This window comes from uncultured Bacteroides sp. (assembly GCF_949298305.1).
GTDB lineage: Bacteria > Bacteroidota > Bacteroidia > Bacteroidales > Bacteroidaceae > Bacteroides.
This window is the reverse complement of the sequence record NZ_CASFWU010000006.1, coordinates 58786-78601: the sequence shown is the minus strand read 5'-3', so window position 1 is coordinate 78601 and position 19816 is coordinate 58786. Positions and strand designations below refer to the sequence as shown.

At 51.9% G+C, this 19816-nt stretch carries 15 protein-coding genes and 1 pseudogene; 6 read left to right on the top strand and 10 right to left on the bottom strand.

The window, feature by feature from the left end:
* The first annotated feature begins 28 nt into the window (after window positions 1-28).
* Genes Q1Y74_RS01550 through Q1Y74_RS01540 form a run of 3 tightly spaced genes read left to right on the top strand, consistent with a single transcriptional unit; the run spans window position 29 to window position 4625 of the window.
* A complete protein-coding gene (locus Q1Y74_RS01550; RefSeq protein WP_300811941.1) occupies window positions 29-1987 on the top strand; it encodes a glycogen debranching enzyme N-terminal domain-containing protein in 1959 nt (652 codons plus the stop codon).
* Window positions 1984-3255 carry a glycosyltransferase family 4 protein gene (locus Q1Y74_RS01545; protein WP_300811940.1) on the top strand — a complete coding sequence of 424 codons (1272 nt, stop codon included), beginning with the start codon at window positions 1984-1986 and terminating at the stop codon, window positions 3253-3255. Before Q1Y74_RS01550 ends, Q1Y74_RS01545 begins: the two co-directional genes overlap by 4 nt.
* Before the next feature lie 20 nt (window positions 3256-3275).
* A complete protein-coding gene (locus Q1Y74_RS01540; RefSeq protein WP_300811939.1) occupies window positions 3276-4625 on the top strand; it encodes an alpha-amylase in 1350 nt (449 codons plus the stop codon).
* Window positions 4626-5576: 951 nt separating this feature from the next.
* Here Q1Y74_RS01540 and Q1Y74_RS01535 read toward each other — a convergent pair.
* Both Q1Y74_RS01535 and Q1Y74_RS01530 read right to left on the bottom strand, forming a co-directional pair.
* On the bottom strand, window positions 5577-7112 hold the full coding sequence (locus tag Q1Y74_RS01535; protein WP_300811938.1) for a DUF4270 domain-containing protein: 1536 nt from the start codon (window positions 7110-7112) through the stop codon (window positions 5577-5579).
* Between the two features lie 20 nt (window positions 7113-7132).
* Window positions 7133-7954, bottom strand: coding sequence for a glycogen/starch synthase (locus Q1Y74_RS01530; protein ID WP_300811937.1), 822 nt, complete (start codon window positions 7952-7954; stop codon window positions 7133-7135).
* Between the two features lie 243 nt (window positions 7955-8197).
* Here Q1Y74_RS01530 and panC point away from each other — a divergent pair, with 243 nt between their 5' ends.
* On the top strand, window positions 8198-9043 hold the full coding sequence (gene panC / locus Q1Y74_RS01525) for a pantoate--beta-alanine ligase (RefSeq protein WP_300811936.1): 846 nt from the start codon (window positions 8198-8200) through the stop codon (window positions 9041-9043).
* Window positions 9044-9072: 29 nt separating this feature from the next.
* Entirely contained in the window at window positions 9073-9426 is a 354-nt protein-coding gene (panD, locus tag Q1Y74_RS01520) for an aspartate 1-decarboxylase (RefSeq protein WP_300811935.1), read from the top strand.
* A 278-nt stretch (window positions 9427-9704) separates the two neighbouring features.
* On the opposite strand, the gene Q1Y74_RS01515 is transcribed toward panD, so the two are convergent.
* The 8 genes and pseudogenes from Q1Y74_RS01515 to Q1Y74_RS01480 form a co-directional block, all read right to left on the bottom strand.
* Window positions 9705-12056 (bottom strand): bifunctional dihydroorotate dehydrogenase B NAD binding subunit/NADPH-dependent glutamate synthase, encoded by a 2352-nt coding sequence (locus Q1Y74_RS01515; protein ID WP_300811933.1) that lies wholly within the window; start codon window positions 12054-12056, stop codon window positions 9705-9707.
* Window positions 12057-12321: 265 nt separating this feature from the next.
* A complete protein-coding gene (gene gluP, locus Q1Y74_RS01510) occupies window positions 12322-13533 on the bottom strand; it encodes a glucose/galactose MFS transporter (RefSeq protein ID WP_300811932.1) in 1212 nt (403 codons plus the stop codon).
* Window positions 13534-13679: 146 nt separating this feature from the next.
* Window positions 13680-14954 carry a serine--tRNA ligase gene (gene serS / locus Q1Y74_RS01505; RefSeq protein WP_300811931.1) on the bottom strand — a complete coding sequence of 425 codons (1275 nt, stop codon included), beginning with the start codon at window positions 14952-14954 and terminating at the stop codon, window positions 13680-13682.
* Between the two features lie 102 nt (window positions 14955-15056).
* The gene (locus Q1Y74_RS01500) at window positions 15057-15377 is read right to left on the bottom strand and encodes a type II toxin-antitoxin system RelE/ParE family toxin (RefSeq protein WP_300811930.1); all 321 of its coding nucleotides are present in this window, start codon (window positions 15375-15377) and stop codon (window positions 15057-15059) included.
* A complete protein-coding gene (locus Q1Y74_RS01495; protein WP_300811929.1) occupies window positions 15365-15688 on the bottom strand; it encodes a hypothetical protein in 324 nt (107 codons plus the stop codon). Before Q1Y74_RS01495 ends, Q1Y74_RS01500 begins: the two co-directional genes overlap by 13 nt.
* Before the next feature lie 111 nt (window positions 15689-15799).
* Window positions 15800-16069 carry a 50S ribosomal protein L27 gene (gene rpmA / locus Q1Y74_RS01490; RefSeq protein WP_300811928.1) on the bottom strand — a complete coding sequence of 90 codons (270 nt, stop codon included), beginning with the start codon at window positions 16067-16069 and terminating at the stop codon, window positions 15800-15802.
* A gap of 23 nt (window positions 16070-16092) precedes the next feature.
* Window positions 16093-16410 (bottom strand): 50S ribosomal protein L21, encoded by a 318-nt coding sequence (rplU, locus tag Q1Y74_RS01485; RefSeq protein WP_300811927.1) that lies wholly within the window; start codon window positions 16408-16410, stop codon window positions 16093-16095.
* 179 nt (window positions 16411-16589) lie between these two features.
* Window positions 16590-17222 (bottom strand): annotated as a pseudogene (locus tag Q1Y74_RS01480) (HAD-IA family hydrolase); the annotation flags it as partial.
* A 256-nt stretch (window positions 17223-17478) separates the two neighbouring features.
* On the opposite strand from Q1Y74_RS01480, the gene Q1Y74_RS01475 reads away from it, so the two are divergent.
* Complete coding sequence (locus tag Q1Y74_RS01475) at window positions 17479-19767, top strand: GH92 family glycosyl hydrolase (RefSeq protein WP_300811925.1); 2289 nt, start codon at window positions 17479-17481, stop codon at window positions 19765-19767.
* The last annotated feature ends 49 nt before the right edge of the window (window positions 19768-19816 follow it).

The window sequence follows — 19816 nt, the reverse complement described above, 5'->3', positions numbered from 1 at the left end:
TAATTAACCTTTAAAATAATGCGCAACTATGAGTTATTTACGATTTGACAAGACCCTGATGATTAATCTGCAGGAATCGTTGCCAAGGGAGATTCTGCGGTCGAATAAGTCAGGTGCTTATCATTGTACAACAATTGTAGATTGTAACACACGCAAATATCATGGATTGTTGGTGATTCCGGTCCCCAATCTGGATGACGAAAATCATGTGTTGCTTTCTTCTTTGGATGAAACGGTAATTCAGCACGGTGCAGAGTTTAATTTGGGATTGCACAAATATCAAGGAAATCATTACAGCCCGAACGGGCACAAGTACATCCGCGAGTTTGACTGCGAACACATCCCGGCTACCACTTACCGTGTGGGAGGCGTTATCCTCCGTAAGGAAAAGATTTTTGTACATCATGAAAACCGGATTCTGATCCGATACACCTTGGTAGATGCCCATTCGGCAACCACTCTTCGTTTCCGTCCTTTCTTGGCGTTCCGTAGCGTTCGCGAGTACACCCACGAGAATGCGCAGGCCAGCCGCGACTACCAGGAGGTAGAGAACGGCATCAAGACCTGTATGTATCCCGGCTATCCCGAACTGTTCATGCAGTTGAACAAGAAGAATGAATTCCACTTCCAGCCGGATTGGTATCGGGGCATAGAGTATTCTAAAGAACAGGAGCGTGGCTATGACTTCAACGAAGACCTGTATGTTCCCGGCTATTTTGAAGTGGATATCAAAAAAGGCGAGAGCATCGTCTTCTCGGCCGGTATATCTGAAATCTCTACGCGTAAACTGAAGCAGACGTTCGAGGCCGAAGTGGCAGACCGTACTCCGCGCGACAGCTTCTATCACTGTCTGGTCAACTCCGCACACCAGTTCCACAACAAGCAGGGTGATGAGCACTATGTGCTGGCCGGCTATCCGTGGTTCAAGTGCCGTGCGCGTGACCTGTTCATCTCGTTGCCGGGCTTGACGCTGGCAGTAGATGAAATTGACCAGTTCGAGGATGTGATGAAGACTGCCGTAAAGGCTGTTTACGAGTTTATGAACGGCGAACCTTCCACTTGCAAAATCTATGAAATGGAACATCCCGATATCCTGCTGTGGGCCATCTGGACGTTGCAACAATATGCCAAGAGCACCTCGCGCGAGCAGTGCAGGGCCAAGTACGGTCAACTGATGGTAGACATCATGGCTTTCATCCGCGGAAGGAAACATGATAACCTCTTCTTGCACGACAACGGCCTGCTTTACACCAACGGTACGGAAAAGGCGGTGACGTGGATGAACTCCACAGCAAACGGCCGTCCGGTCATCCCGCGTACGGGCTACGTGGTAGAAATCAACGCTCTGTGGTACAATGCGCTCCGCTTTGTGGCCGACATGGTTCGCGAGGCAGGCAATGTAGCCTTGTCCGACGAACTGAATGCTCAGGCAGAGATTACCGGCAAGTCGTTTGTGGCGGTCTTCCGCAATGAATACGGTTATCTGTTCGACTACGTGGACGGTTACATGATGGACTGGAGCGTACGTCCCAACATGATATTCACCGTGGCGTTCGACTATTCTCCGCTGGACCGCGCGCAGAAGAAACAGGTGCTCGACATTGTTACCAAGGAATTGCTGACTCCGAAGGGATTGCGTACGCTCAGCCCGAAGAGCGGCGGTTACAACCCCTACTATGTGGGCCCGCAGATTCAGAGAGATTACGCATATCATCAAGGTACGGCATGGCCGTGGCTGATGGGCTTCTATATGGAGGCATACCTGCGCATCTACAAGATGGGCGGTATCTCGTTTGTAGAGCGTTACCTGATTGGCATGGAAGATGAAATGACCTGTCACTGCATCGGTACGTTGCCCGAGCTGTTCGACGGTAACCCGCCGTTCACCGGACGTGGAGCCGTCTCCTTCGCCATGAACGTGGCCGAAATCTTGAGAATATTGAAATTATTGTCCAAGTATAATTTATATGAGGAGGAAAAAGGATGAGAGTTTTAATGTTTGGTTGGGAATTTCCTCCCAAAATATATGGTGGCCTTGCAGTAGCTTCGTACGGCATCACTAAGGGCTTGAGCCTGCAAGGGGATATGGAAACCATTTTCTGTATGCCGAAACCCACAGGGCAGGAGGAACAGTTCCTGAAGATAGTGGGCATGAATCAGGTGCCCATTGTGTGGCGCGATTGGGATTACGACGGATTGAAGTCGCGCCTGTATGGTCAGATGACTCCGGAAGACTACTATGCCTACCGAGACCACATTTATGCAGACTTCTCGTACATGCACGTCAATGACCTTGGCTGCATGGAGTTTGCCGGCGGTTATCCGGGCAATCTGCACGACGAAATCAATAACTTCTCCATCATAGCCGGCGTAGTGGCCCGCAAGGAGCAGTTCGACATTATCCATGCTCACGACTGGCTGACTTATCCGGCCGGCGTACATGCCAAGATGGTCAGCGGCAAACCGTTGTGCATCCACGTACATGCCACCGACTTTGACCGCTCGCGCGGCAAGGTCAACCCGCAGGTCTATTCCATCGAGAAGAACGGTATGGACTATGCCGACTGCATCATGTGTGTATCTGAACTGACACGTCGCACGGTCATCAACGAGTACCATCAGGATCCGCGCAAGGTATTTGCCATGCACAATGCGGTGTATCCGCTGTCGCAGGAATATCAGGACATTCCCCGTCCCGACCATTCCAAGGAGAAGGTGGTTACCTTCCTGGGCCGTATCACCATGCAGAAGGGACCGGAATACTTCGTGGAAGCAGCCGCCATGGTATTGCGCCGCACCCGCAACATCCGTTTCGTGATGGCCGGTTCCGGAGACATGCTCAACGCCATGATTCACCTGGCTGCTGAGCGCGGCATTGCCGACCGCTTCCACTTCCCGGGATTCATGAAGGGCAAGCAGGTGTATGAAGTTTATAAGAACAGCGATGTATTTGTGATGCCTTCCGTTTCTGAGCCTTTCGGTATAGCCCCGCTCGAAGCTATGCAGTGCGGTACGCCTTCCATCATCTCCAAGCAGTCCGGATGCGGCGAGATACTCGACAAGGTCATCAAGGTAGACTATTGGGATATTCACGCTATGGCTGATGCCATTTATGCCATCTGCAACTATCCGTCGCTCTTCCAGTACTTGCAGGAAGAGGGCAAGAAGGAAGTGGACGGCATTACCTGGGAGAAGGTCGGCCTGAGAATCCGTGCTCTTTATGAAGATGTGCTGAGAAACTATGGTAAATACTAAAACAATAAAATAGAATAGAAATGAGAACTATCTGTCTTTATTTTGAAATACATCAAATCATTCATCTGAAACGCTATCGTTTCTTTGATATAGGCAACGATCATTACTATTACGATGATTATGCCAACGAGACCAGTATCAATGAGGTGGCTGAACGCTCCTACATTCCTGCCCTGAACACGCTGATTGAAATGGCCAAGAATTCGGGCGGAGCATTCAAGGTGGCGTTGTCCATTTCGGGTGTCGCTTTGGAGCAGCTTGAAATCCATGCGCCGGCCGTCATCGAACTGTTGCATCAGTTGAACGATACCGGCTGCTGCGAATTCCTGGCAGAACCTTATTCGCACGGCCTTTCATCTTTGGCCAATGAAGAATGCTTCAAGGAAGAAGTGGAACGCCAGGCTCTCAAGATGAAACAAATGTTCGGCAAGAAACCGAAGGTGTTCCGCAACTCAAGCTTGATTTACAACGACGAGATTGGTGCCGTGGTAGCCAGCATGGGCTTCAAGGGTATGCTGACCGAAGGTGCCAAACATATCTTGGGATGGAAGAGTCCGCACTATGTATATCACTGCAACATGAACCCCAACCTGAAGCTGCTGTTGCGTGACTACAAGCTGTCCGACGACATCAGCCTGCGCTTCTCCAATTCCGAGTGGAACGAATATCCCTTGTTTGCCGACAAGTACATCGGCTGGATTGACTCCCTGCCGCAGGAAGAGCAGGTCATCAACATCTTCATGGAACTTTGCGCATTGGGCATGTCCCAGCCGCTGTCTTCCAACATTCTGGAATTCCTGAAGGCTCTGCCCATCTGTGCCAAGGAAAAGGGCATCACTTTCTCCACTCCGACCGAAATCCTGACGAAGCTGAAATCCGTCTCTCAGTTGGACGTACCTTATCCGTTGTCTTGGGTGGACGAAGAAAGAGACACCAGCTGCTGGCTGGGCAACGGCATGCAGCGTGAGGCCTTCAACAAGCTCTACAGTGTGGCCGACCGTGTCCGCATCTGCGACGACCGCCGCATCAAGCAGGATTGGGACTATTTGCAGGCCAGCAACAACTTCCGCTTCATGACTACCAAGAACAACGGCGTAGGTCTGAACCGCGGCATCTATGAATCTCCCTACGATGCGTTCACCAACTACATGAACATTTTGGGCGATTTCATCAGCCGTGTGAACTCACTCTATCCGGTAGACATCGACAACGAAGAACTCAACGCTCTGCTCACTACCATCAAGAATCAGGGAGACGAGATTGAAGCGTTGCAAAAGGAATTGTCCAAGGCGCAAGCCAAGCTGGCAACCGAAGACAAAAAGCCTGCCGCCAAGAAGACTACCCGCAAGCCTGCCAAGAAGGAAGAATAAGCATTTCTTTTTAAGAATAGATTGCTGGGACAGGGGGATGCAGAAAATGCATCCCTCTGTTTTTTTTGTCCTCTCACAGTCCCGTTTCTTATTTGTCCTCTCAAAATAACGTCTTACAACGTTAACCGGATTTCCGCAGGCTTATTCAACTTGATAATCTGAAACTTAAATAATAATGTGTGAATCTTTGTGGCCTAAATCAGGAAACACAGTTCTTGGAAATCGTGTGAAAAGGTTGGTAAACCTGTGCCAGGAATAAACATTCATGAGTAAACCTATAGTAGTAATCTGGCTAAAAGGAGTCAACCTGATTCAGGAAAACACACAACAAACACACTCACAGGACGGTGAAACATGAAGGTTCACACTAACTTTTTGTAAATCAACGTCAGAGACCTGCTTTTGAAACGGTGAAGGATAATCTGGAAAAACAGGATTAAGAGGGAGTGAGGGATTTTCTACTCAGTTGTGTTCATCTGTTCCGTCTTGTCTGCAGGATACAGGCGTTGGCGACTAACCGAACCATGCAAGCATCGGGTTTGGACCATTCAAGTGCGGACCACAGACCATGCAAGTGTGGTGGAATCACCATGCAAGCATGGAGGAACTGCTTTGTGTGGCGGTAAAAAGATGATGTAACACTGGCGGGTGTGATGGCGGTGGCAGATTGAATGGTCTGTGGGAATGCTGTGAAGGCATTACAACACTGTCTATTTGGGACCATCAGAGCTGTGTGAGTGAATATAGGGGCATATCGCTTCAGACAGATTCGGAAATGTATTAAGTCTGTATCCTGTTCAAGGGGAAAGTGGTGTGGCTTTGACGATTAGTCTTCATGTGTGGGGGGATAAAAGAACAGTCGCAGTACCTTGTTCCATTCAGTGGTAGTACTGCGACTGCTCATTGTCTCCGGATAGTTGGATAAATGTAAAATCTTATGCTGAGGCCTGTTTATTCGTTGAAAGTCGTGTAAGTGACTTCCAGCTTGAGTGGCGTGTTTATTCCGCCTTTCAGTTTGGCGTAGCTGGGCTTCAGGTCGTTTTGCAAGCCTATCAATTGGGGGCTGCTGCTGCTGTCGTAGGTGACGGTAACAGGAATTAGCCATACTTTGTCCCAATCGGGATTCTCTTCCTTCCACTTGGCTTCATCCCACGTACTGCCGGCTTCTTTTTTTGCTGCATTCTTTTCATTGATGCAGGTTGTAATCAGGCGGGCAATGTTGTTGAAAGTATATTGGTTGGTGGCAACGTTGTTGTGTGAAACGGTGTATGAAGTCACGTTGTCAGGCAACTGGTTTTCCTCAAAGAATGCACGCACATCTTTTTTTCGTATCAGCAGCACGTTGCTGGGGGTGCTCATGCTGAATGCGTAGTCGTCATTTTTCTGGTTGTAGTTGGTGAATGTCAGTTTGACGGCATTCAGTGTATCGCCTAGCAGTTCCTCGTAAATGTTGTCATAGGGAAGGGTGGCTTCGGTAAAGATGCCTGCGGGAGACTTGATGTAAGTCCAGTCCGTTTCGTCCAGCCTTTCCTGCAATTTGTCCGAATTGCTGAATTTGTTGGCCTGAATCACTTCCTTAGTGGAGGCGAATACGGTTGCCGTACTGTAATACAAGGAGTCTTCTCCGGCTTTTCCATATTCGTCGTCGCTTTTCTTCTTCAGGGCAAGTCCGGTCGTTTCGTCCAGATAGTGGAAGCGGAATTGCATCTGCAAGTCTACGCGGTCTATATAGAGTATGGTTCCGTCTCCATAATCACTCTTGGCGTAGATGCCCTTGAAGATGTTGTTGATAAAGTATTCTGAGTTCTTGAAGCCGTTGGTAGCGCGGTTGGCCCGAAGTATCTCATTGCCCCGTTCTTTGCTTAATGGGAAGCTGATGCTCGGGTAGTAGAGGCTGTAACCGTAAGAGTCGGTGGCGTTTCTGATGGAGTCGGGCACCGAGGCGTCGTAGGCGGTGTAAGCTCTCCGTCCCAAAAGGTCGGATGTATTGTAATATTGGCTGGCGTCGAAGTCTGTATAGCGGTAGTTTGACGGGTCTTTGCGGGCTGTCAGCCAGTTGTCGTTCAGTTCGTAGACGCTCATGCGGCAGGCGTTCAATGAATCGCCGAACCAAGTTGAATAATAGAGTACCAGCTGGATGGATACTACCGAGTCTCCGGCCATCATACCCGTACCGCTCAATCCGTCGGCACTTTCCTTGTAAACGGCCGGGAAAGTGTAGTTGTCTGTACAGTTCAGCTCGCTCAGGAAGCTGGATTCGTAGTAGCCAAACAAGGGGTCGCTGAATTTTCCGATATAGCCCGTACTGGTTTTGGAGTACACGTTTTCTGCTTTGACCGAACGGGTCGATACATCAAATGTTGTGGTATGTGCGGACAAACCGTCTGTCACTGGAAGCATTTCCATGCCCAGTTTGCCGGTGTTGTCATCGCATCCAAAGAGAGTCAGGACGGTCAAAAGAACCATTCCCACGTATTTTGCTTTCATCACTTTCATGGTTTTGAAGTTTATTGTTCGGCTTCCCAAACTTTATCATAGAATTCGTTGCAGGCATCGCTGAACGTTTCGGGTGCGCAATAGTCCAACACGGGCTTGCCGTTTTGTCGGGCATATTCCAACAGACTTTCGTCCACTTGCGGACTCTGTTGGATGACTCCGTCTGAGAAATTGATGGCCAGTTTACAGAGCGTGTTATAGTCAATCGGCTCTTTCAGCGCAGCCACGTCCTTCTTGGCAATCCCTTTCAGCATCAGTTTGCTGGGGTAGTCTGCGTGGAAAGGCTGTTTGAAGTCATCCCCGTACAAGGAAAACACTACCTTCGCGTTTCTGAATGAAGGTTCGTCTTTGTATGCTTTTTTGATGTATAGGGGGGCGAGTGCCGTCATCCAGCCGTGGCAGTGGATAATGTCGGGGCACCAGCGCAGCTTCTTCACCGTTTCCAGTACGCCGCGTGCGTAAAAGATGGTGCGTGCGTCGTTGTCTTCATATTCTTCACCATTTTCGTCCGTGATTTGCAGACGGTTCTGGAAGTAGTCATCGTTGTCGATAAAATAGACCTGCATACGTGCAGACTGGATGGAAGCGACTTTGATAATGAGCGGATGGTCGGTATCGTCAATGATGAGGTTCATACCGGAGAGTCGTATCACTTCATGCAGCTGGTTTCTACGTTCGTTGATGTTCCCCCACTTGGGCATGAAAGTTCTGATTTCTCTGCCTCTTTCTTGAATTGCCTGCGGCAGATTCCTGCCTACAAGGGACATTTCGGTCTCTGAAACGTATGGGGTAATCTCTTGTGTAATAAATAAAACCTTGTTAGCCTTTGCCATAATAACAATTCTCAATTATTTGGCAAAGATATAAAAAAAATCGGTCAATAAGGCAAATCGGGTTGGCTTATAATTCCTTATGTTTTGTTAACTGTCTGTTTTTCAGTGCTACAAGCAATCGTCGTTTCTCTGCCGCTTGTGGAAACTTTTGCATTAATTTACGATATTTCTTCTTTATGTGGCAAATAATGGTTTATTTTGCACCGTTTTTCAAAAAGAACAAGTTATCATTAACCAATCAAAATGGAAATAGTACATACTATCAAGGACTTGCAGGCCGCTCTTGCGGCCCGTAGAGCCCAAGGAAAAACGGTGGGACTGGTGCCCACGATGGGTGCTTTACATGCCGGACATGCTTCGTTGGTGAAACGTTGCGTGGCCGAGAATGATGCTGCCGTAGTCAGCGTTTTTGTCAATCCCACCCAGTTCAACGACAAAAACGATTTGGCCAAGTATCCGCGTACACTTGATGCTGACTGCCAACTGCTGGAGGAGTGCGGAGCCGCTGTGGTTTTTGCCCCTTCGGTAGAGGAGATTTACCCTGAACCCGACACACGCCAGTTCAGTTTTGCACCGCTCGACACGGTGATGGAGGGTAAATACCGTCCGGGACACTTTAACGGTGTCTGCCAGATTGTGAGCAAGCTGTTCGATATGGTGAAGCCCGACCGCGCTTACTTCGGTGAGAAGGATTTCCAACAGCTGGCCATTATCCGCGAGATGGTGCGTCAGATGAAATTCCCCCTCGAAATTGTGGGTTGTCCCATCGTCCGTGAGGCCGACGGCCTGGCTCTGAGCAGTCGTAATGCACGCCTTTCGGCCGAAGAACGTCAAAATGCCTTAAAAATTTCGCAGACATTGTTTGAAAGTCGTACCTTTGCGGCCTCGCATACGGTGGCCGAGACACAGAAGTTCGTGGAAGACAGCATTGCAGCCGCTCCGGGCCTGCGTCTGGAATACTTCGAACTGGTGGACGGCAAAACGTTGCAGAAGATTGCCGATTGGGCGGACACTTCTTATGCCGTGGGCTGTATCACGGTGTTCTGCGGTGAAGTCCGTCTGATAGACAATATCAAGTATAAAGAATAAACTTAATCGCAAAAAAAAGAAGCAGTCTTATGATGATTGAAGTGTTGAAGTCCAAAATCCATTGTGCCCGTGTGACAGAAGCCAACCTGAACTACATGGGAAGCATCACAATTGACGAAGACCTGATGGATGCCGCCAACATGATTGCCGGTGAAAAGGTATGCATTACCGACAACAACAACGGTGAACGTTTTGAAACTTACATCATTAAAGGTGAACGCGGTTCGGGCAAGATTTGTCTGAACGGCGCGGCGGCCCGCAAGGTGCAGCCCGATGACATTGTCATCATCATGTCGTACGCGTTGATGGATTTTGAAGAGGCCAAGTCGTTCAAGCCGACGGTCATCTTCCCCGATCCGCAGACCAACAGCGTCGTGAAATAAGCCTGTATTTCTCCAGAGGGAGAGGCGAAGCAAGACAAGCCCCGTCCGCGAGCCAGGTATTGGATACCTGCTTGCCGACGGGGCTTCTTTTATCCTGCTTTTCCGGTTTGTCCGAATGCTTACGAACTATCTGTCCAAAGGCGGATTGGAATAATTTGCTCGGACATGGAAAAGCCCCTTTAGCCTTTCCCGTCTCTCTTTCGGTTGAAAGATGAACGGGGGGCAGAAGGGGCTTTGTAGCTGATTCGGATTGGTGTACCAGGTGCAGGTCGGTATTGTCATTCCTGCAGGTTGGCGTGCATGGCTGCAGCCGCACGACGTCCGTCGCCCATGGCCAGGATGACGGTGGCACCGCCGCGCACGATGTCGCCTCCGGCATAAATCATGGGGATGTTGCTCTGCATGTCGTCGTCCACGGCAATGGTGTTCTTGCGTCCCAGTTCCAAGCCTTTGACAGACTTGGGCACGATGGGGTTGGGCGAAACGCCTACGGCCACTACGGCCATGTCGATGTCCAGTGTCACTGTTGCGCCGGGGATGGGCACGGGGCTCCGGCGACCGCTGGAGTCGGGTTCGCCCAGTTCCATCTTTTGCAGGATGACCTGCTTGACGGCTCCTTTCTCGTCGGCGATGTATTCAAGCGGGTTGTGCAGGGTCAGGAATTCGATACCTTCTTCCTTGGCATGCTTCACCTCTTCCAGTCGGGCGGGCATTTCGGCCTCGCTGCGGCGGTAGACGATGTACACCTTCTCGGCACCCAGGCGCTTGGCCGTGCGGCAGGAGTCCATGGCCGTGTTTCCGCCGCCCACCACCATCACGCGTTTGGCAGGATTGATGGGGGTGTCTGTCTCGGGGTTAGAGGCATCCATCAGGTTGACGCGAGTCAGGTATTCGTTGCTCGACATGATGTTCACGCTGTTCTCGCCCGGTATGTTCATAAAGTTGGGCAGGCCGGCTCCCGAGGCGATGAACACGCCTTTGTAGCCTTCCTTCTGCAGTTCTTCCACGCTTTCGGTCTTGCCGATGATGCAGTCCTTGACGAACTTCACACCCATCTTTTCGAGGTTGTTGATTTCAACATCTACAATCTTGTTGGGCAGACGGAATTCGGGGATACCGTATTTCAACACGCCGCCAATCTCGTGCAGGGCCTCGAAGACGGTGACGTCGTAACCGTACTTCACCATGTCGCCCGCAAAGCTCAGACCGGCAGGTCCTGAACCTACAACGGCTACCTTGATGCCGTTCTTCGGTGCCAGCTCGGGCAGGATGATGTTGCCGCTTTCGCGTTCGTAGTCGGCCACGAAACGCTCCAGGTTGCCGATGGCTACGGCGGGCTCGTTCATCTTCAGGTGGATGCACTGGCTTTCACACTGCTTTTCCTGCGGGCAGACACGGCCGCAGACGGCAGGCAGCGAGGATGTGTGCTTCAGCACACGGGCGGCTTCGAGAAACTCGCCGCGTTCCACGTTTTTGATGAATGACGGGATGTTGATGCTGACGGGGCATCCTTGCATGCAGGTCGGGTTGGCGCAGTCCAGGCAGCGCTTGGCTTCGGTCATGGCCTGTTCTTTGGTGTAGCCCGTATTCACTTCCTCCGTGCGGGTTGTGGCACGGTAAACGGGGTCGAGCTCATTCATCGGGCAGCGGGGAATGGCGGTGCGTTCCTTCGGCTTCATGCTCTTGCGCAGGGCTTCGCGCCACGGTGCTTTGCGGTCGAGGAGTTCTTCCATCGGAGTGCTGTCTTTCATCAGACCTCCTGAGGCGGTGGTATCGGTCTGAACTTCTTCCTGCGGGATGGCGTGGCAGACAGACTCGGCCAGGTGCTTCATCTCCTCACGTTCCACATCTTTGAATGAACCCATACGCTTGAACATTTCGTCCCATTCCACCTGATGACCGTCGAATTCGGGGCCGTCCACGCAGACGAACTTCGTCTTTCCGCCCACGGTGATGCGGCAGGCGCCGCACATACCTGTGCCGTCTACCATGATGGTGTTCAGCGATACGTCGGTCGGAATGTTGTATTTTTGTGTCAACAGGCAGCAGAACTTCATCATGATGGCGGGGCCGATGGCAAAGCATTTGTCTACCTTTTCGCGTTTGATAACGCTTTCGATGCCTTCGGTCACCAGACCTTTAGTACCGTACGAGCCGTCATCGGTCATGATGATGACTTCGTCAGACGACTTCCTTACTTCGTTTTCGAGGATAATCAGGTCTTTGCTGCGTCCGGCCAGTACGGAGATGACGCGGTTGCCTGCTTCCTTCAGCGCCTGAATGATAGGCAGCATGGGAGCTACGCCCACGCCGCCTCCGGCACATACGACCGTGCCGAACTTTTCGATGTGAGTGGCCTGTCCCAGCGGGCCTACTACGTCGAGGATATAGTCGCCTACGTTCAGTTGGCATAGCTTGGTGGAGGAGAGACCCACTTCCTGCACCACCAGTGTGATGGTGCCCTTCTGCACGTCGGCTCCGGCAATGGTCAGCGGCATGCGTTCTCCCTTGGCGTCCACGCGGACGATGACGAAGTGGCCGGCCTTGCGCGAGCGGGCAATGAGCGGAGCTTCCACCTCGAACTTGAACACTTTCTCTGAAAATTGTTCTTTGCTAATGATTTTGTTCATTATCCACTAATTTTGTTTCTATAATTACGTAATTGCTTTCAGATTGATAGATTTTGCAAAGATACGGCTTATTTGTTAATAACAAAGAAAGAATGGTAAGAAAGTTCATCTTGTGTACTGTGCGGATGCTGGGATGGCACACAGATAAACGCAGATTAGGACAGATGGCCACGGATTTTTCCTTTATCTTGTTTTCCAATCTGTGGTTATCTGTCCTAATCAGTGTTATCTGTGTGCTGTCTGATGAGCACCGAGGGGTTACCTCTTATTTTGTCCGAATCTTATACCCCGATACACCGTAGTAGAGGATGAACAGGAAGCAGGGCAAGCAGAGCCAGTAGGCCTGCTGTGGGCTGGTGACGTCCTTCAGCCATCCGTAGAGGGTGGGGATGACGGCACCGCCGAACATGGCCATGATGAGCAGCGACGAACCGGCCTTGGTGAACTTGCCCAGGTCGGCCATGGCCAGCGGCCACAGGGCAGGCCACATCAGCGAGCAGCCCAGTGCCATGAACGAGATGAAGTAGATGGAGATGTCCTGCGGCGTGAGTACCACGAGCAGGGAACCGATGATGGCCAGGATGGAGCATATCTTCAGTGCGGCGGCCTGACTGATGTATTTCGGGATGAAGATGATGCCGCAGATGTAGCCGATGACGATGCCGATGGGGGCAATCCAGGCGTAGTTGGCCGCACCCGGCAGTTTGAGTGAATTGGCATAGTCTACCAGCGTTCCGAGTGAAACGGTCTCAACACCTACGTAGAGGAACAAGGCCAGACAGCCCAGCAGCAAGTGGGGGAACTGGAAGACGGAAGTCTTGCCGGCGGCATAGCTGGAGGCACTGGACGAGGCGTCGCTTTCGTCCTCTCCTTCAGCTTTCACTTCGGGCAGGGGAGCGAAGAAAGCCATGATGCCCAGGGCTACGAAAGCGCAGATGATGATGATGAACGGCTTGTTCAGGTCTTCAATGCCGATGAGGTGTACGTCCTTACCCAGCAGCCACACGATGAAGATGGACGGTATGGGCCACGCCATCTTGTTGCAGATACCCATGATACTGATGCGTTTGGCGGCACTCTCCAGCGGACCCAGAATGGTGATGTAGGGGTTTACGGATGCTTGCAGGTAAGCATTGGCCGCACCGCTGATGAACGAGGCCAGCAGGAAGAGGCTGAAACTTTTGTAGTCGGCCGAGAGGATGAACAGGTAGAAGGCCACGGCAAAGATGATGAACGACAGCGACATGGTGCGCTTGTAGCCGATGGCTTTGATGGTAAGTCCGGCGGGATAGCCGAATACCAGGAACGGAATGAACGTGGCTGCGATAATCAGGTAGGAAGCGGCATTGGAGATGCCCAGTGACCCTTGCAGCACGGGTACCAGCAGCGAGTTGATGCCCAGTGCAAAACCGATTGCGAAGAACATGATGCCGATGAATGTCAGCGGCAACGCGAAGTTGTTGGATTTGTTGTCCATAGAAATTGAATTTAAAGTTAGTGATTAAAAGAATATATGCTGCATCCCGCTACGGGCGGAATTCATGGAAAAGGAAGAGGTGTGCCGGTATCGGGTGTCATGAGCGGCACGGGATTCCTGACACACCTCTTTCTATGGGCTCAGTTTCAGTCTATCATGTCAAACCCGCAATAGGGCACCAGTGCCTTGGGGATGCGGATGCCTTCGGGGGTCTGGTTGTTCTCCAGCAGGGCGGCCACGATGCGCGGCAGGGCCAGGGCAGATCCGTTCAGCGTGTGGCACAGCTCGGTCTTCTTCTCGGCTGTGCGGTAGCGGCATTTCAGGCGGTTGGCCTGATAGGTGTCGAAGTTGGATACGGAACTTACCTCCAGCCAGCGCTTCTGTGCTTCGCTATACACTTCGAAATCGTAGCAGATGGCAGCTGTGAAGCTCATGTCGCCGCCGCAGAGGCGAAGGATACGGTAAGGCAGTTCCAGCTTCTGGAGCAGGCCTTCTACGTGATCCAGCATTTCCTGATGGCTTTGCTTGCTGTGTTCGGGGGTATCGATACGCACCAGTTCTACTTTCGAGAATTCGTGCAGACGGTTCAGTCCGCGTACGTCCTTGCCGTAGGAACCGGCTTCGCGGCGGAAGCATTCGGTGTAGGCGCAGTTCTTGATGGGAAGCTGCTTTTCGTCGAGGATGACATCGCGGTAGATGTTCGTCACAGGTACTTCAGCCGTGGGGATAAGGTAGAGGTCGTCCACCTCGCAGTGGTACATCTGGCCTTCCTTGTCGGGCAGCTGGCCTGTGCCGTAGCCCGAAGCGGCATTCACCACCGTGGGCGGCATGATTTCAGTATAGCCTGATGCGCGTGCTTCGTCCAGGAAGAAGTTGATGAGGGCACGTTGCAGACGGGCGCCTTTGCCTTTGTAGACGGGGAAGCCGGCACCGGTAATTTTCACGCCCAGGTCGAAGTCGATGATGTCGTACTTCTTGGCCAGTTCCCAGTGGGGCAGGGCGTCTTTGGGCAACTCGGTCTCCATGCCGCCCATCTTCACAACGAGGTTGTCTTCGGCGGTAGCGCCTTCGGGCACTTCGTCGTAGGGTACGTTGGGGATGGTGTAGAGCAACTGTTGCAAGTCCAGTGCGGCCTGGTCCATGTCGGCCTGCAGGGTCTTGTTGGCTTCCTTCAGCTCGGCCACGCGGCTCTTGGCGGTTTCAGCCTCGTCTTTCTTCCCTTCCTTCATCAGCATACCGATGGATTTGGAGAGGGTATTCACCTCGGCGAGGTTGTTATCTAATACGGCTTGGGTGCTTTTACGTTTGTTGTTGAAGGCCAGCACTTGTTCAATGGCTTCTTTGGCATTCTTGAAATGCTTCTTTTCCAGTCCGCGGATCACCGCGTCTGTGTTCTCAGTGATTTGTTTAATGGTAAGCATATCTATATTCTGTTCGGTTTATAATCCATTTAGAGGTTTTATGCAGGGTTTTGCGGGACAAAGATAAGGAAAAATCATAGAGGTTTATACCTGTCGGCGGCTTTATTTGCCTCGTATGCGTCTTATCAGGTGAGAGGGTTCGCGCCTCGTATCCCACAAGTCGACGATGAATATCTTGTCGGCCTGTATCCGGTAAATCAGTTTGGTATGTTTGTGAATGACCAATGAGCGGTATTCTGTCCGACGGTTTTCGAGCAAAGGTTCGGGAGAACCTAAAAAAGGGTGGGCGGTCAGCGCATGGATGAAGCTGTTGGTGCGTTCATATATTCGTTCGGCAGTGCGTATGCCGAATGTCTTTTCTACATAGCTCAGCGGTGCGATGCGTTCATGGTTGGCTCTACGAGTCCATATTATTTCAGCCATGGCAGTTTTTCTTTCAGTTCGGCATCGGCTTCTTCATTGCTCAGTATTTCGCCCGCTGCAATTTGAGCTTCTGCTTCGTCTATGCGGTCGTTCAGTTCTTTCAGGGTATAATAGGGGGCAGTTTCCTCGTTGCAATGAGCGGCAAACTCGTCCCCTTGAACTTCGGGGGCGGGGACGGTAAGGCTCTTTTGCGCTTTGCTCACAGCTTTCCGGTAGGCCCGATAGACGGTTTCGAGCACTTCGATGCTGTCTGTGGCGAGGATTTCGCGTGCCAGTTCGTTGCGGTAGGCATTCAGGTCGATGGTATTCATAAGAAGCTCCTCCTTTCTTTTACGGACAAAGGTAGTTCATTCTTTCCTAAAAAAGAAAGGGATGCAACTTTTAATTGCATCCCTTTGGTCTCTTTTTTATATGGCAAAAACTTATGCTTCTGCGCTTTCTGCGGGGATTACAGAAACATAACGTCTGTCTTCCCGTCCTACCTTGAACTGTACAGTTCCGTCTACCAGGGCGTAAAGAGTGTGGTCCTTGCCCATGCCGATGTTGTTACCCGGATGGAATTCAGTACCTCTCTGACGAACGATGATGTTGCCTGCCTTGCAAGCCTCGCCACCGAATATCTTAACGCCTAATCTTTTGCTTTCCGATTCGCGGCCGTTCTTAGAACTACCGACACCTTTTTTATGTGCCATTTCTTCTTACTGTTTTAAATTGATTAAGCTACTACTTCTTTGATTGTCAACTCTGTGAATTGCTGACGGTGACCGTTCAGCTTGCGGTAACCTTTTCTTCTCTTTTTGTGGAAAACGAGTACCTTGTCACCTTTTACGAGGGCGGTAACCACTTCGCAAACAACCTTTGCGCCGTCTACTGTGGGAGCGCCTACGGTGATGTTGCCGTCTTTGTCTACCAAAAGAACCTTTTCAAATTCTACTGTTGCACCGGCTTCTGCGTTCTGCATGTGGTGTACAAACAGTTTCTTGCCAGCTTCTGCCTTGAACTGCTGGCCGTTGATTTCTACAATTGCGTACATTTCTTATATATAATGTATAAGTTAGCTCCGTCGGGTGGTCTCCAATCACTTGGAAAGCTCTTTGTCTGACCCGGTGCGGAATAATCGGGCACAAAATTACTGCTTTTGCTTCAGACAAGCAAATAAATCTATAAATATTTTCCTGACATCTGCTTCGGACAGGTTTAGTCCTGTTCATTCAAAAGCTCTTCCAGTGACGTCATGATGCAGACGTGCGGATAGCGGGCCAGTTCTTCGGCGGTGGTCACTCCGTGGGTGATGCCTGCGAAGTCTACTCCGGCTGCCCGGGCAGTCTCGGCATCTACGGTGCTGTCGCCTATGTAGAGTACTTGGCGCTTGTCGGCATTCAGCCGGTTGATGGCGTGCAGCAGTCCTTCGGGCGAGGGCTTGGCTGCCTGTACGTCTTCTCCGCCCACGATGATGTCCATGAAATTGTCTGCAAAGTGCTGATCCAGCAGTTCGTGGATGCGGAAACGGTATTTGGTGGAAATGATGCCGATGCGTGCTCCACGTTCCTTCAGTTCCTTCAGTACCGTCCGGGTTTCGGGGAAGAATCGGGTGTTCACCGTCATGTGGACGTTGGCTTCTTGCACGTATTCTCGCCTGAAACCGACCAGCAGTTCTTCGTCCGTAACGCCGGTGAGGATGGAAAATGATTCTTCCAGCGTTTTCCCGATGGTGCGTTTGATGGCCTCGTCCGTCACTTCGGTATATCCGTGGCTTGTCAACACGTTTCGGTAGCAGATGACAATGCCGCGCGAGGAGTCGGCAAGCGTATAGTCGAAATCGAAAAGGTAGGTCGTATAGTTCATTGTGACTTTTTGCATGCAAAAGTACGACAATTAACCGAGATAATTTGAAGAGGTGAGGCGCTTTTTCCGATAAAAGCGGATGGGTTGGACTTTCAAAATTCTTCCATGTTCCAATGTTGTTAATAAACTTTAAAGAAACGGAGTGCGGGACCTGTCCTGTCCGACATAATTGTATCTTTACCCAAACTAAACGGACAGGTTCCGCAGGAGCGGAATTGCAGTAAGGATGAAAGTAACCCTTAAATTCAAAATAACCATGAAAAACCTGAAAAGAATCACGATGCAGGTTGCGGCCCTGCTGGTGTTGGGCGTCGGGGTCAGTCTGTGTACCTCCCGTCCGTCCGCCGTTCCGAATGATTATGCCGCATACGTCAATCCGCTGATTGGTACCGGCGGACACGGACATACCTTCCCGGGGGCGGTGGTTCCCCACGGAATGATACAGCCCAGCCCAGACACACGCCTGACGGGATGGGATGCCTGTTCGGGTTATTATTACGAAGACTCAACGATAAACGGATTCTCGCACACGCACCTCAGCGGGACGGGTATCGGCGACTATGGCGACCTGTTGCTGATGCCCACCGTGGGCGAACAGCATTTCGAGCCCACTCCGGCCGACGCCCAGCAGACGGCTTATGCCTCTCCTTTCAGCCACGAACGCGAGACGGCCGAGCCGGGCTATTACTCCGTCGTACTGGACCGCTACGGCGTGAAGGCGGAACTGACCGCTACGAGCCGGGCCGCCATCCATCGCTACACCTTCCCCGAGACGGCCGAGGCGGGCATCATTGTAGACCTGGACTACAGCCTGCAACGTCAGCGCAACAAGGACATGGTGATAGAGGTGTTGAGCGATACCGAGATACGGGGACAGAAAAGCACCTTCTCGTGGGCTGCCGACCAGCGCTTCTATTTTTACGCCAAATTTTCCAAACCGTTCCAATACACGTTGCTGACCGAACCTGCCCTGGCACCCGGCGACAAGGCTGAACGGCCTACGGCCAAAGCGCTGTTGCGCTTTGCCACGCAGAAAGACGAGCAGGTGCTGGTGAAGGTGGGCATATCCGGCGTAGACATGGACGGCGCGCGCCGCAACCTGGAGGCGGAAGTGCCCGAATGGGACTTTGACGGCGTGCGTGCTGAGGCCCGCAACCTTTGGAACGACTACCTGGGACGCATCGACATTGATACGGACAATTCCGACCAGCGTACCATCTTCTACACGGCTCTCTATCATACGGGCTTGCAGCCCAATCTCTTCAGCGACGTGGACGGCCGCTACCGGGGCATGGACTGGGAGATACATCAGGGCAAGAAAGAAGAACCGGTCTATACCATCTTCTCCCTGTGGGACACCTTCCGTGCCTTCCATCCGCTGATGACCATCATAGACCCCGACCTCAACCAGGACTTCGTCCGCACGCTGCTGCTGAAGAAGCGCGAAGGCGGCACCCTGCCCATGTGGGAGCTGGCTGCCAACTATACGGGTACCATGATTGGCTATCATGCCGTTTCTGTGATAACGGACGCTTACGTGAAAGGCGCGCGCGGCTTTGACCTGAACGAGGCCTACGAGGCTTGCGTGCAGGCTTCGCAATACGACACCGTCAACGTGAAGAACACCACCCGCTGGGTGAGAAGCCAGCTGATGCCGCCCGCCAAGTACTGGAAGAACAAGGTGGGGTATGTGCCCTGCGACAAGGACAACGAGGCGGTGGCCAAGGCGCTGGAATATGCCTACAACGACTGGTGTATCTCCGTGCTGGCCGGTGCGGCAGGCGATGCCGAAGGGCAGAAGCGCTACCAGGAATTTGCCAATGGCTACCGGAAGTATTTCGACCCCTCGGTGCGCTTCATGCGCGGTGTGGACAGCAAGGGAAACTGGCGCACGCCTTTCAATCCGCGTTCGTCCGACCACCGCAGCGATGACTATTGCGAGGGTACAGCCTGGCAGTGGACGTGGTTTGTGCCGCACGACATAGACGGACTGGTGGAACTGATGGGAGGCCGCGAGGCCTTCATCGGCAAGTTGGACTCGCTGTTCACGGCCGATTCGGCCCTGGAGGGCGAGAACGTGTCGGCCGACATTTCGGGACTGATAGGGCAGTATGCCCACGGCAACGAGCCGAGCCACCACATCACCCACTTGTACAACTACGTAGGCCGGCCCGACCGCACTCAGGAACTGGTGGACCAGGTGCTGCAGACCCTCTATTTCAACGACCCCAACGGCCTTTCGGGCAATGAGGACTGCGGACAGATGTCGGCCTGGTACATCCTGAACGCCATGGGCTTCTATCAGGTATGCCCCGGCAATCCTGTCTACTCCATCGGTCGTCCGCTGTTCAACAAAGCCGTCATTCACCTGAAGGATGGAAAAGACTTCACCATCGTGGCTCCCAACAACAGCGCGGCCAACAAATATGTGCAGAAGATGGTGCTGAACGGCGAGGAACTGACCGAACCTTTCTTCACCCATCAGCAACTGGCCGCAGGCGGTACGCTGGAACTGACCATGGGGCCGGAACCGGCAGGGAAGTGAGGTTTTTAGTTCTTGAGTTTTTAAGTTTTTAAGTTTTTGAGTTTGGGGG